Source organism: Sphingopyxis sp. (genome assembly GCF_019459305.1).
In the GTDB taxonomy this organism is placed as follows: Bacteria; Pseudomonadota; Alphaproteobacteria; order Sphingomonadales; family Sphingomonadaceae; genus Sphingopyxis.
Window position 1 is genome coordinate 1 of the sequence record NZ_JAIBES010000039.1, and the last position, 12954, is coordinate 12954.

General features: G+C 65.3%; 12 protein-coding genes and 2 riboswitches. All 12 genes read right to left on the reverse strand.

The genetic code is table 11. The features are described 5' to 3' along the window. Window positions 1-307: 307 nt before the first annotated feature. The 12 genes from K0M74_RS04220 to K0M74_RS04275 all read right to left on the reverse strand — a co-directional run bounded on the left by K0M74_RS04220 (window position 308) and on the right by K0M74_RS04275 (window position 12912). Window positions 308-1867 carry a fatty acid--CoA ligase gene (locus K0M74_RS04220; RefSeq protein WP_293968412.1) on the reverse strand — a complete coding sequence of 520 codons (1560 nt, stop codon included), beginning with the start codon at window positions 1865-1867 and terminating at the stop codon, window positions 308-310. Window positions 1868-1968: 101 nt separating this feature from the next. Next, on the reverse strand, window positions 1969-2607 hold the full coding sequence (locus K0M74_RS04225) for a DUF938 domain-containing protein (RefSeq protein WP_293968414.1): 639 nt from the start codon (window positions 2605-2607) through the stop codon (window positions 1969-1971). Next, a complete protein-coding gene (locus K0M74_RS04230) occupies window positions 2607-3053 on the reverse strand; it encodes an ABA4-like family protein (protein ID WP_293968416.1) in 447 nt (148 codons plus the stop codon). The genes K0M74_RS04225 and K0M74_RS04230 overlap by 1 nt, the downstream gene beginning before the upstream one ends. 91 nt (window positions 3054-3144) lie before the next feature. Then, the gene (locus K0M74_RS04235; RefSeq protein ID WP_293968418.1) at window positions 3145-3483 is read right to left on the reverse strand and encodes a hypothetical protein; all 339 of its coding nucleotides are present in this window, start codon (window positions 3481-3483) and stop codon (window positions 3145-3147) included. Then, window positions 3480-5036: an aminomethyl-transferring glycine dehydrogenase subunit GcvPB gene (gene gcvPB / locus K0M74_RS04240; RefSeq protein WP_293968491.1), complete on the reverse strand. Its 1557-nt coding sequence runs from the start codon at window positions 5034-5036 to the stop codon at window positions 3480-3482. Before gcvPB ends, K0M74_RS04235 begins: the two co-directional genes overlap by 4 nt. Window positions 5037-5068: 32 nt before the next feature. Next, window positions 5069-6427, reverse strand: a complete 1359-nt coding sequence (gcvPA, locus tag K0M74_RS04245) for an aminomethyl-transferring glycine dehydrogenase subunit GcvPA (RefSeq protein WP_293968420.1) — start codon at window positions 6425-6427, stop codon at window positions 5069-5071. 3 nt (window positions 6428-6430) lie between these two features. Beyond that, window positions 6431-7213 carry a hypothetical protein gene (locus K0M74_RS04250; RefSeq protein WP_293968422.1) on the reverse strand — a complete coding sequence of 261 codons (783 nt, stop codon included), beginning with the start codon at window positions 7211-7213 and terminating at the stop codon, window positions 6431-6433. 153 nt (window positions 7214-7366) lie between these two features. Next, entirely contained in the window at window positions 7367-7738 is a 372-nt protein-coding gene (gcvH, locus tag K0M74_RS04255; protein ID WP_293968424.1) for a glycine cleavage system protein GcvH, read from the reverse strand. Window positions 7739-7741: 3 nt separating this feature from the next. Continuing rightward, window positions 7742-8884, reverse strand: coding sequence for a glycine cleavage system aminomethyltransferase GcvT (gene gcvT / locus K0M74_RS04260; protein ID WP_293968426.1), 1143 nt, complete (start codon window positions 8882-8884; stop codon window positions 7742-7744). A gap of 54 nt (window positions 8885-8938) precedes the next feature. Continuing rightward, window positions 8939-9048, reverse strand: a riboswitch (glycine riboswitch). Next, window positions 9049-9150, reverse strand: a riboswitch (glycine riboswitch). It abuts the riboswitch before it with no gap. A gap of 57 nt (window positions 9151-9207) precedes the next feature. Continuing rightward, window positions 9208-9855, reverse strand: coding sequence for an NAD-dependent dehydratase (locus K0M74_RS04265; RefSeq protein ID WP_293968428.1), 648 nt, complete (start codon window positions 9853-9855; stop codon window positions 9208-9210). Further along, entirely contained in the window at window positions 9848-11020 is a 1173-nt protein-coding gene (locus K0M74_RS04270) for a deoxyguanosinetriphosphate triphosphohydrolase (RefSeq protein ID WP_293968430.1), read from the reverse strand. Before K0M74_RS04270 ends, K0M74_RS04265 begins: the two co-directional genes overlap by 8 nt. Next, on the reverse strand, window positions 11017-12912 hold the full coding sequence (locus K0M74_RS04275; protein ID WP_293968432.1) for an SPOR domain-containing protein: 1896 nt from the start codon (window positions 12910-12912) through the stop codon (window positions 11017-11019). Before K0M74_RS04275 ends, K0M74_RS04270 begins: the two co-directional genes overlap by 4 nt. Window positions 12913-12954 lie beyond the last annotated feature (42 nt).

Below are 12954 nucleotides of genomic sequence, written 5' to 3' on the forward strand. Positions count from 1 at the left end.
CCCCCCCCCCCCCCCCCCCCCCCTTTTCGATGCCCGGGCATTACACAGTCGCGCCATCACGCTGCGGCAACTCGACGAAATATCGGCTTTGGATGGAAAACGGACATGAACTCTTCTCCCTTTGAGGGAGAGGATAGCGCAGCTTTGCTCGGTCAGAAGCTAGAGAAGCTTGGGGGTGAAGCGCCAGCGGACGAAAAATCCCCTCTCAACTGCGGCTAGGCAGCAAAGCTGCCGAGCCTTCGTATCTCTTCCTCGACGGGAGAGAGGAAGAACGTGCCAAGTCCTCAATCGGTCGTTTTACCGCCGCTCAATTCACCATCCGCTCATACCCCGCCCAATAAGGCGCCCGCAAATCCTTGCGCAAAATCTTGCCGCTCGCGTTCCTCGGCAAAGCATCAATCACATCAACGCTGCGCGGGCATTTGAACGGCGCAATGCGCTCGCGCGCCCAGGCGATGATGTCGGCTTCGTCGACCGTCATGCCCGGCTTGGCGACGCATACGGCCTTCACGCTTTCGCCCCATTTGTCGTCGGGGATGCCGAAAACCGCGACCTCCTGCACCGCGGGGTGGCCGAAAATCGCGCTTTCGACCTCGGCGGGATAGATATTCTCGCCGCCCGAAATGATCATGTCCTTCATCCGGTCGTGGATAAACAGATAGCCGTCTTCGTCGAGATAGCCGGCGTCGCCGGTGCGGATCCAGCCGTCGGCGCTGACCGTCTTGGCGGTCGCGTCGGGCAGGTTCCAATACCCCAGCATGTTGTTCGAGGATCGCGTGACGACCTCGCCAACGTCGCCGACCGGGACTTCCTCGCCCTCGGGGCCAAGGATCCTGATCTCGACCCCCGGCAGCGGCTTGCCCGCCGATCGCATCCGCGCATTGCCCGCCGGATCATGGTCCTCAGGCGGCAGCATCGAAATGGTGCCGGTTGTTTCGGTCATCCCATATGCCTGAATGAACTGCGCCCCGAACATCTGGATGCACTGGCGCAGCAATTCGAGCGGGATAGGCGCGGCGCCGTAGAGGATATATTTGAGGCGGCTGTAATCAACGCTGGCGCAGCGCGGGTGCATCAGCAGGAATTGCAGCGCCGCGGGAACCATGAAAAAGCGCGTCACGCCATGTTGCTCGACCGCGTCGAACACCCCCTCGGGGTTGAACTCGGCCAGGATGATACCGGGCAGTCCTGCCGCCAGCGCCATGATACCCAGCCCGGTGCCGCCAATATGCGCGCACGGCATCGCAACCAGCACCGCCTCGTCATCGTCCCATTTCGTATAGGGCATGTCGAGGTCGCTGGAATGTTTGCGCAGCGCGAACAAGTTGCGGTTCGACAGCACGGCGCCCTTGGGGTTGCCGGTCGTGCCCGAAGTGTAAAGCTGAAGCACCGCATCATCGGTGCCCGATGGCACGAATGCGGTCCGCGCGGCGCCGTCGATCATCACTCGCGCCTCGGCGGCACCGACGATGGTGGGGGCATGGTCGAGCTTACCGGCAAGCTGATCGGCGAGCGTGTCGAACCCCGGCCCCCCGAACACCATCTTCGCCTGCGTGTCGTTGACAATGAACGCCCATTCGGTCGGCGACAGGCGCCAGCCGATCGGCGCCATCACGATACCGGCGCGCGCGGCGCCGTAGAAGAGGATGAAATAGAGGTCGCTGTTCTTGCCGATCCACGCGATCCGGTCGCCCTTTTGCAGCCCCGCAGCGAACAGCGCCGACGCGACTTTCGCGGTCGCTTCGTCGAGTTCGGCATAGGTGTAAACGCGGCCTTCCTCGCGCAGCGCGACGCGGTCGGCGCGCTCGCTGGCCCAATGGGTCAGGAATTCGTCGAATGTGAAAAGCTCCGAAACGTCGCGGGGCATGAACTCTCTCTCCTCGAATCGCATCTTTTGCGTGCAATTGGGGAAAGGCTAGCGGCTGCGCGTGGCACGTAAAGCGCGTATCGACAACCCTGTCAGCAACGTCAGGTGCGGCGGAACAGCAGCATCAGGTTGTTCGCAGGCATTGGGCGGCGCTCCATGAAGCTCAGGCCCGCGTCGGCGGCGGCCGCCTTGACGTCATCAATGTTACGCAACCCCCACGCCGGATCGCGTGCGCGAAGACTGGCGTCGAAGACAATATTGCTGTCCGCGGTCGGCACATTGGGTTCGACATAAGGGCCGTAAAGAATCAACGGCGCACCGGTGCGCAGCAATCGCGCCGCGCCCGCCAACAGTCCAAGGGTCGCATCCCACGGGCTGATATGCACCATGTTGATGCAAAGGATCGCGTCGGCGCGGTCGATCGGCCAGCCCCCGACAGACGCGTCGAGCGCCAGCGGCAGCGCGATATTGGCAAGCCCCGCGTCGGCGCACCATGCCGCGATCGAAACCAGTCCGGCCGGATCGGGATCGCTCGGCTGCCAGTCCAGCGTTGGAAAGGCCGCGGCGAAATGGACGACATGTTCGCCCGATCCGCTTGCGACCTCCAGCACGGTGCCCGTCGCGGGCAACCACTCGGCGAGCACCGCTGCGATCGCATCGCGGTTGCGCAGCGTCGCCGGGGCGTGGCGCTTGTCGTCGCTGCCGCCGTCGCTGGGCATCCACGGCGGTGACGATGCCATCAGGCTTTGGCCTGCGCCCGTGCGCGGCGTTCGCGGACGATCAGCCATGCGAGCAGCCCGACGGGGCCGACCATCAGGGTCAGAAACAGGAATGGGAACTGCACGACGCGACTGAACCCCTTGTTGTCCGCATCGCGCGCGATCCACATGCCGGTGAACAGGTCGAACGCCAGATAATGCGTCCATCCCAAAGTCGCGCCGCCGGGGCTGTCGAACAGTTTCATGACCCCCGCCAGCGTCGTGAAATTGCCGCCGCCAGGGCCGCCGGGATCGATCCCGCCGCTGAGGAACCCGACAATCATCACGGTGTAGGCGAGGCAGAGCAGGAACACCCCGGCATAGAGGATTACAGCCAGGATTTTCGGACCGCGCGGAAGGAACGCCAGCGCGATCCAGCTGGCGAACGCCCAATAATTGGCGAGCAGAAAGATCGTATCCCAAGTCATCTGTCGTCCCTCCCCTAAACGCAAAACGCGATCCGTCTCCGCGACATGCGTCTTACGCGCGCACGCTGCCGACGTTTCGGTTGACCACAGCCTATATCAACCCGCCAAGCCCGAACAGCACGATCCCGCCGAACAGTGCGACCAGCCCGGTCGTGACGATCAGCAGCGTCATACGCGCCGCGGGCAGTCGCCGCGTCGCCGCGAAGGCCGCGGCGAGTCCCGCCCCGAGCGCGATCAGCGGCGCATAGACGAAAGCCCAGCCGTAGCTGAACTCGCGGCGCACCTCGATCAACTCCCATTGTTCGACAACCAGCCCGTACAGCGTGATCGCGGCGAGCCAGACCGCGACCAAGACGACCGCGAACAACGCTCCGCCGGCCAGACAGCCCGCCGTCGTGCGTTTCGCGCCGCTGTCGCCTCCTTCGCTCAACTGCCGCCGATCTCGCTCGGCGCGGGGGTGCCGGGTGCGGCGGCGGGCTCGTTCCAGGCAAGGATCGGCTTGCGCGCCGCGGCGGTCTCGTCAAGCCGCGCGCGGGGGGCAAAATGCGGGGCGGATTTGAGCGCCGGGTCGCCGTTTTTCGCACGCATCGCAATGCTGCGCAGCGCGCCGATGAACTGGTCGAGCGCCGCCTTGCTCTCGGTCTCGGTCGGCTCGACGAGCATCGCGCCGTGGACAACGAGCGGGAAATAGACCGTCATCGGATGATATCCCTCGTCAATCAGCCCCTTCGCGATGTCGAGGGTCGAGAAGCCCTCGGCGAGGCCTTTGTCGCTGAACAGCGCCTCGTGCATGCACGGCCCCGACGTCGCGAACGGCGCGTCGAGCACGCCCTCCAGGCTGCGCAACACATAATTGGCGTTGAGCACCGCATCCTCGGCGACCTGCTTGAGCCCGTCGGCACCGTGGCTGAGGATATACGTCAGCGCGCGGGTGAACATGCCCATCTGGCCGTGGAACGCGGTCATGCGGCCAAAGGTTTGCGGATGATCCTCCCCCGCGCTTTCCTCTTCGATCAGGCGGAAGCCTTCGGCATGCTTGGTCACGAACGGCAAAGGCGCGAAGGGTGCGAGTGCTTCGGACAGCACCACCGGCCCCGAACCTGGTCCACCGCCGCCGTGCGGGGTCGAGAAGGTCTTGTGCAAATTGATGTGCATGGCATCGACACCGAGGTCTCCGGGGCGCACGCGGCCGACGATCGCATTGAAATTGGCGCCGTCGCAATAGACATAACCGCCTGCCGCATGCACCGCGTCCGAAATCGCCTTCATGTCGCGCTCGAACAGCCCGCAAGTATTGGGGTTGGTGATCATCACGCCTGCGACGTCGGGGCCAAGCCGCGCCTTGAGCGCTGCGAGGTTGACGCGGCCCGCTTCGGTTGCCGGAATATCCTCGACCGCGAAGCCCGCGAATGCCGCGGTCGCAGGGTTCGTGCCGTGTGCGCTTTCCGGGACCAGAATGACGCGGCGGTCCTCGCCGCGCGCTTCCAATGCCGCCTTGATGCAGAGGATGCCGCACAACTCGCCATGCGCGCCCGCCTTGGGCGACATTGCGACGCTGTGCATGCCGGTCAGCGTGATCAGCCATTCGGCGAGTTCGTGGATCACCGCATAGGCGCCCTGTACCGTCTCCTGCGGCTGCAATGGATGCGCGTCGGCAAAGCCCGGCATCCGCGCGACCTTTTCGTTGAGACGCGGGTTATGCTTCATCGTGCAGCTGCCCAGCGGGAACAGGCCAAGGTCGATCGCATAATTCTGCCGCGACAGGCGCGTATAATGGCGCACCGTTTCGGCTTCGCTTAGCCCCGGCAGGCCGATCGGCGCGGTGCGCGCCAGCGGGCCGAGATCGGCGGCGAATGCTGTTTCGTCGAAATCGACGCCAGTCGTTTCGGCCGAGCCGATTTCGAAGATCAGCGCTTCCTCGAGCATCAGCGCGCGGTTTCCGGTGAAGGTGGTGCTGTCATCGGCACCGCCCGCGGCGATCATTTCGGGGCGCCAGCCGCCGGGGTTGAGTGCGGTCATGCCAGCACCTCCTTCAGAGCGGCGGCGAAGGCGGATATATCCGCGGCGGTCACGGTTTCGGTGACCGCAACGACGACGCCGTTCGCGAGGTCTGCGTTGGCGGGATAGAGACGGCCCAGCGATACGCCGCCCAAAATGTCACGCTCGGCGAGCTTATGGATCACCGGCCGCGCTTCGGTCGGCAGCAGCAGGGTGAATTCGTTGAAATAGCTGTTGTTGAGTACCGACACACCCGGGATATTGGCCAGTTCGGCGGCAGCTTGCTTGGCGCGGCCATGGTTGATCGCGGCGAGCTGGCGTAGCCCCGCCTCGCCCAGTAATGTCATATGAATGCTGAAGGCGAGCGCACAGAGCCCTGAATTCGTACAGATATTGCTCGTCGCCTTTTCGCGGCGGATATGCTGTTCGCGCGTCGACAGCGTCAGCACAAAGCCGCGCTTGCCATTGGCATCGACCGTCTCGCCGCAAAGGCGGCCCGGCATCTGGCGGACATATTTGGTCTTGCACGCGAACAGGCCCACGTAAGGCCCGCCGAATTGCAACCCGACGCCGATCGACTGCCCCTCGCCCACCACAATGTCGGCGCCCATTTCACCCGGCGCTTTGATCAGGCCGAGCGCGACGGGTTCGGTGACCACCGCGATCAGCAACGCCCCCGCGGCCTGACACGCCGCGGCCAGCGCGGTCATATCGTCGATGCGACCGAGGATGTCGGGATATTGGACGACAACGCAGCTTGTTTCCTTGTCGATACTGTCCGCGAGTGCCGCCCAATCGGTCCCGGCGTCGAGGCTGGGATCGCCATCGACGAGCACGTCGCCGGTATATTTCGCCATCGTGCGCGCGACGCTGCGATAATGCGGATGCAGCCCGGTCGACAGCAGCGCCTTGCCGCGCTTGGTGATCCGCCGTGCCATCACGATCGCTTCCCAGCAGGCGGTCGAACCGTCGTACATCGATGCATTGGCGACGTCGGTGCCGAGCAGGCGGGCGACCTGCGACTGGAATTCGAACAGCATCTGCAGCGTGCCCTGCGCGATTTCGGGCTGATACGGGGTGTAGGCGGTCAGGAACTCGCCGCGTTGGATCAGATGATCGACGCTGGCAGGAACATGGTGGCGATAGGCACCGGCACCGAGGAAAAACGGCCCGTCGGCCGCAGCGCGGTTCTGGCGCGACAGCGCCGCCATATGACGCTCGACCGCCAGTTCGCTGGCGTGCAGCGGCAGATCGGCGATTGGCCCATCGAGCCGCGCATCGACGGGAACATCGGCGAAAAGATCATCGATCGACGCCGCACCGATGGTGGCAAGCATTGCGCTGCGGTCATTGGTTGTCAGGGGAAGGTAACGCATGAACTACTCCGCAGAAGAAGCTGGTTTTTCGGAAAAAAGCTGGACGGTATCGGCAAGGGTACCGGAGAAAATCGCCGGACCGGCGTGGGTCGTGCGGATCCATGGCGCGAGCCAGATGCGAAAACCCGCGTCGCGAACGCGGCGGCAAAAGGCATAGTCGTCGGAGAGCAACGCCTGGCTTTCGGGCTCGATATAGGGACAGAAAAACGCGGGGACGATATCGCCAACGCCATGCGCCTGCCGCTCGGCGGGGTCGGGCCGGAAAACGAGGTCGGGCATCGCCTTCGCCATGCCGTCGAGCACCGCACGACGGATGAGCATCATCGCGGTGCCGAGCCGCGTTAGCTCGACGAGGTCAGTCATCTTGAAACTCTGCTCGGGGTTCAGGAAATGCAGCGCGAAGTCGCCGGTGTAGCGCGCGAGATCGGCGGGATTAACCTTGCCCAGCCCCTGTTCGACCGCACGCGCGACATTGGCCCAATTGATCATCCGCCGCGGATAGGCGCCGCCCAGCACCCCGCAATCGGGGTTCGCCTCCATCGCGCGGATCAGCGAGAACACATCGTCAGCCGAAAAATCGATGTCGGCATCGATGAACAGCAGATGGGTGCAATCGCTGGCGAGGAACATCGCGTTGAGCATGTTGCGCGCGCGGGTGATCGACGGCTGGTAGAGGATGAATTCGAACCGCACCGAAATGCCCATCGCCTGCGCGCGCAACGCCAGCGCCAGCGCCGCGCGGACATAGGTGCCCTGCGCCCCTTCATAGATGGGTGTCGCCACCATCAGGCGGCAATTGGCGAGGGCATGTTCGGTGGCGATTGCTTTTCTCCCCACTCCCGCTTGCGCGGGAGGGACCGGGGGAGAACCTGTTCGAGGGAGAAGCCTGTCCCCCGACAGGCCCTCCCCTAACCCCCTCCCGCAAGCGGGGGCTCGACTCTACAGCGCGTCGCAGAACGCCTTGTATGCGGCGGCGTCCATCAGCCCGTCGAGTTGGCTCTTGTCGCTGAGGGCGAGGCGGAAGAACCAGCCTTCTCCCTCGGGGTCCGAGTTGACGAGTGCCGGGTCTTCCTCGAGCTGGCTGTTGCCTTCGGTCACGGTGCCATCGACGGGAGCGTAGACGTCGCTCGCTGCCTTCACCGATTCGACCACCGCGGCATCGCCGCCCTGGCTGAGCTCGGCGCCGGTGTCGGGCACCTCGACGAACACGATGTCGCCAAGCTGGCCCTGCGCAAAATCGGTAATGCCGACCGTTGCGACGTCACCATCGACATCGATCCACTCATGCTCTTCGGTATAATAACGCGGCATCGATCAAGCTCCTGTTTTACGAACATAATTATGCGGAACAAAGGGCATGGCCGCGACGGTGCAGGCGACCCGCTTGCCGCGCACTTCGGCAGCGATCGCGGTGCCAGGTTCGGACAGACCGGTCGGCACATAGCCCATCGCGATCGGCGCGCCGACGCTGGGCGCGAACCCGCCCGAGGTCACGACCCCGATTTCGGTGTTGCCGTCGAACAGCTTGGCACCCTCGCGCACTGGCATTTTGCCGTCGACAAGGAGGCCGACGCGCTTGCGCGGGCTGCCGTCGGCGAGGTGACCAAGGATACGCGCCGCGCCGGGAAAGCCGCCTTCCTCGCGGCGGCGCTTGCTGATCGCGAACGCCAGATCGCCTTCGACCGGATCGATCGTCGGGTCAAGATCATGGCCATAAAGCGGCAATCCCGCCTCCAGCCGCAACGAATCGCGCGCGCCCAGCCCGATCGGCTTCACTTCATCCATCGCACACAGCGCGTCAGAAAAAGCGGTCAGCACCTCATTGGGCAGCGAAATTTCAAAGCCATCCTCGCCGGTATAGCCGGAGCGGCTGATCGCGATCGCATGGCCGTTCCACGTCGCACGCGTCGCCTGCATGAACACCAGTCCTGCGGCCTCGGGCACCAGCCGTGCCAGTGCATCCACGGCTTTTGGGCCTTGCAACGCGAGCAGGCCATAATCCTCATTATGGTTGAGCGTGATGTCGTCGGGCAGGTTTTCGCGCAGATGCCCGATATCTTCCCACTTCACCGCGCCGTTGACGACGATGCCATATTGATCACCCTCGTTGGTGATCATCAAATCGTCGAGAATGCCGCCATCCTCGTCGAGCAGCAGGGAATAGCGCATCCGGCCCGGCTTCAGCGCCGAAATATCGCCGGGAACGAGGGTTTCGAGCGCTTCGGCGACCTGGTCGCCCGACAGCGCCAACTGCCCCATATGGCTGACATCGAACAGTCCGGCGTGTTCGCGGACCCACAGATGCTCGGCCATGATGCCTTCATACTGGATCGGCATCCAGTAACCGGCGAATTCGACCATCCGGCCGCCTTTCGCGCGATGCCAGGCATCGAGCGGCAGCACTTCGGTCGCGGCTTCGATCGCGACGTCTTCGTCCAGCTGTTCGGTTTCGGTCATGTCAGTCTCCCGCGGTTGCACGGCGGATGCGCGGCGGGGTGCCGCGCCTTTCGCCATGCCCCCTCTGTCACGGGAACCTGAGAGTTTTCCCCCGGCAACAAAGTGCGGGGTTACCCCTTCGGTGGCTCCAGCCGACAGCCGGAACGCTTTCCAGAGTGTCCGTTCCAGCCTGCGCGGTCCTGCTGACCTGAGAGTTTCCGGGGCGGTTGCTCCTTCGGTGGTGAGGCGCCGGTTGCCCTGCCCTCACGCTCTCCCGCGCGGCCGGTCGAATCCCTTGCGAAACCCGACAGACACCCGAGCCTTGGCGCTGCCCTTAAACGGAGTCAATCGGCGAGCGCGCGGATTGCGTCGTTTTCGTGGATATGCACGCCCGAACCGTCTTGGCCGACGAGCGCAACGATCGCGGCGGCCACCGTCGCGCCATGAATCGCGCGGTAGCGGCGGAACGACCCGTGCAGCAAAGCATCGGCCAACGGCGCCGCGATCATCGCCAGCCCCTCACCCAGCCGCAGCGGCGCGGACCGATCGCCGAGCAGCAGGCCGGGGCGGATCAGGTCGAGCCGCGCGAACCCGAGCGCGCGCAGCGCATCCTCGGTCTCGCCCTTGGTGCGCAGATAGAAATTGCCCGCTTTCGCCGACGCCCCGACTGAGCTGACGATGATCATTTGCGCCGTGCCGCCTTGCCGGGCACCGCGCGCCGCGGCGAGGATCAGGTCATGGTCGACGGCGCGGAACGCCGCTTGCGACCCGGCCTGGCGGATCGTGGTTCCGAGGCAACAGATCAATACCGCAGGTCGTTCGGCGGCGATGATGTCGGGCCAGTTGTCGGGCGGCGCCACGCGTTCGGCGTGGTGCGGTGCGAGCCCTTCGACCGGGCGGCGGGCGACGACCGTGACGCCCCTGCTCCCGAACGCGTCGATCACGGCGCTGCCAACCAGTCCGGTCGCGCCAACGATCAGTGGGTCAGACATGCGCCAACGCTTCGGGCACCGCGGGGCGCCCAAAAATCTCGGCGTAACGGTCGATGGCGAAACGATCGGTCATCCCGGCGATATAGTCGCCTATATGCCGGGTTGTCGCGCATTCTTCGCCGGGCAGACGGGCCGACCAATCCTCGCCCATCAGGCGCGGGTCGTCGGCATAGGCGCCGAACAGCCGCCCGACGACCTCGTTCGCGGCGGCGGCGGCGGCGACCTGTTCGGGGTGGTGATAGAGGTTGGCGTACATGAAGCGCTTGAGTTCGCGCTCCTCGGCCGCGAGTTCGGGCGAAAACCCGCCGAGCGAGCGGCCCGCGGCGCGGACCTCGGCGACACTCGCCACGTCAGCCGCCGCCACATTGGCCGTGGTCGCGGCGATCACGTCGTTGACCATCACCCCGATCTGGTCGCGGACGAGTTCGCGCAGCAAGCGGTCGCGCGGTGCGCCCGGGAAGCGAGCTTCGACGGCGCGGAAATTGGCGGCGACGAACGCCTGCTCCATCAACTGATCGAGATCGAGCAGGCCCGCGCGCAGCCCGTCGTCGATGTCGTGATTGTCATAGGCGATGTCGTCTGCAACCGCCGCAATCTGCGCCTCCAGGCTGGCGTGGCTGCCAAGGTCGAGCGCGAAATCACCATCGATGGCCGCGAGCGCCCAGCCGGGATCGGTCACCGGACCATTATGCTTTGCCAGACCTTCGAGCGTTTCCCACGTCAGGTTCAGCCCGTCGAAACGCGGATAGGGACATTCAAGCGCCGCCAATGTGCGCAGCGTGTGGCCATTGTGGTCAAAGCCGCCGTGGTGCGCCATCGCCGCCTTGAGTGCATCTTCGCCCGCATGACCAAAGGGCGGATGACCGATGTCGTGCGCAAGGCAGAGCGCCTCGGTCAGATCTTCATTCAGCCCCAGCGCGCGGGCGATCCCCCGCCCGATCTGCGCGACCTCGATGCTGTGGGTCAGGCGGACGCGGTAATGGTCGCCGTCGGGGGCAACGAACACCTGCGTCTTATGACGCAGGCGGCGAAAGGCAATCGAATGAATGATGCGGTCGCGGTCGCGCTGAAAATCGTCGCGCGGCCCGCGCACAACGCGGCCCGTTTCTTCATATCGACGCCCGCGGCTTTGCGCCGGGTTGCTGGCACAGGCGGCGACGGTCACTTGATCGGATCGACGGCCTCGCCCGCCTCGCTGTTGAACAGAAACCCGTCGCCCTCCGCCTTTTTATAGTCATCGAGCCATGTCTGGGCTGCCTTGCGATTGGCGAACGGTCCGACCAGCAGGCGCCGCGTCTGGCCCCAGTCGGCGGTGCCGCCCGATTTGCCCTTGAACAGCGCGGCGTTGCGTTTGGCGAAGCGATTATAGTCGAACGCCAGCGCCTTGGGATTGGCGCCGGTCGCGATCTGAACCCAGGTGCGCGCCGGATGCGCCTTTTTCTCGGCGGCTTCGGCCTTGGCCTTGGCGTCGGCTTCGGCCTTGACTCTTGTCGCCGCCGCATCCTTTTCGCGTTTCGCTTGCTCGGCAGCGTCGGCGCGGCGCTTGTCCTCGAGCAATTTGGCCAGCGTTTCGGCACCGATTGCATTTTCGGGCTGGCTCAGCTCTTCAGGCGGAATTTCGATCGAGCCGACAATATCTGCGAGCGAGGCGAGGGGCGCGGAAACAGTGGCGGACGGCGCGGCCGCGACAGTTGCTGTACGAAGCGTCGACCGTGGCACGGTCGTGGAGGCGCCCGCGGCACCACCACCGATGTCGGCAATCGAGAAGCCGGGTCCGACAGGGTCGGCCGATTGGGTTGGATTCGTGCCGACCGGCGCTGCCGCCAATGCCGCGGCGATCGATTCAGTCGCCGCCCTTGATGAAACCTCCACACTCGCCGGTGTCGGCTTCGAAGCGGCGGGGAAAGGATTTTCCGGCGTCGGTCCATCCCGAACTGCGGTCGGCGCCGGGCCGCCAGCGGCGGGAAATGAATTCTCTACAGTCGGTCGCGGTGACGCGGTCCGGGGGGTGGGGTTCACTGTCAATGATGCGACCGTCGCCGGGCGCGCCGGCGTCGCTACAGTGGTCGGCGGAGTGGCAGGGGTCCGCGGCTGGGCATAGGCCGGTCCGAGTGGTCGGGAGCTGGCAGTCGAGGTCGGAGGCGCGGAGGCGGCAACCGACGCCGGCGGCAGACGCTTCGTGCTGGCCGACGCGCGCTTGCCCGATGCAGCGGGGGGCGCCGAAGGCGGCGTTGCGGCCGCCATCTGCACGGGCTTGCGCTTCGGCCCGAGCTGGCCGTTGGGGAAACGCCCGAAATGCGCCGCGGCGGCCTGCTGCGCGGGATTGAGCCGGTCCATCTGGGTCAGATAGGGCAGGATATTCTGCGCCATCGCGGGTGGCATCGTCGCATTGACGATTTCGGTGGCCTCGCCGTCGCGACCGTTCATCGCCAGGATCATCGCGCGCAGCCGCCAGGCGCCGCGATCCTGGGCGCGCAGTTGCGGGGTGAGCATCTGGATCGCACGGTCAGCCTCGCCAGTGATCCCGAGTGACAGCGCGAAGCGCCGGGTCAGTTCGTCATTCGGGGCAATTGACAGCGCCAGCTGATAATCGCGCTGCGCTGCATCCTGCTGGCCGAGCAGGTCGCGCGCCAGCGCCCTGTCAGACAGGAACAGCCGCTCCGGCGCACCGAGCAGTTGCGCTTCGCCGAAATAGTCGAGCGCGCGGGTCGGGTTTTCCATATGCACCATCGCCGACCCAAGCGCCGCCTTGATCGACCCATCGCGCGGGCTCGCCTGTTCGGCACGGACCAGAAACCCCAAAGCCGCACGATAATCATCAAGTTCGATCGACGCCCGCCCGGCGTCGAGCAATGCGCGGGGATCGCTATGGTTCGACGCGATGCGGGCAAGCGCCGACGACAGCAGAGTCCGCGCCGCGGTGCGTTTTTCCATCGCCGCCTTGGTCGCGGCATCGGGCGGCGTCACCTGCGCGGAGGCAGGCGCCGCCGCGAGCCCCAGAAGCAGCGCGCCGAACGCACGGGCGCAGAGCCGCGCGCGTGTCGGCTTCGCCGTCATTTTCGCTTGCCGCATGGGCAAATCATCCCGATCTCCGGTCTG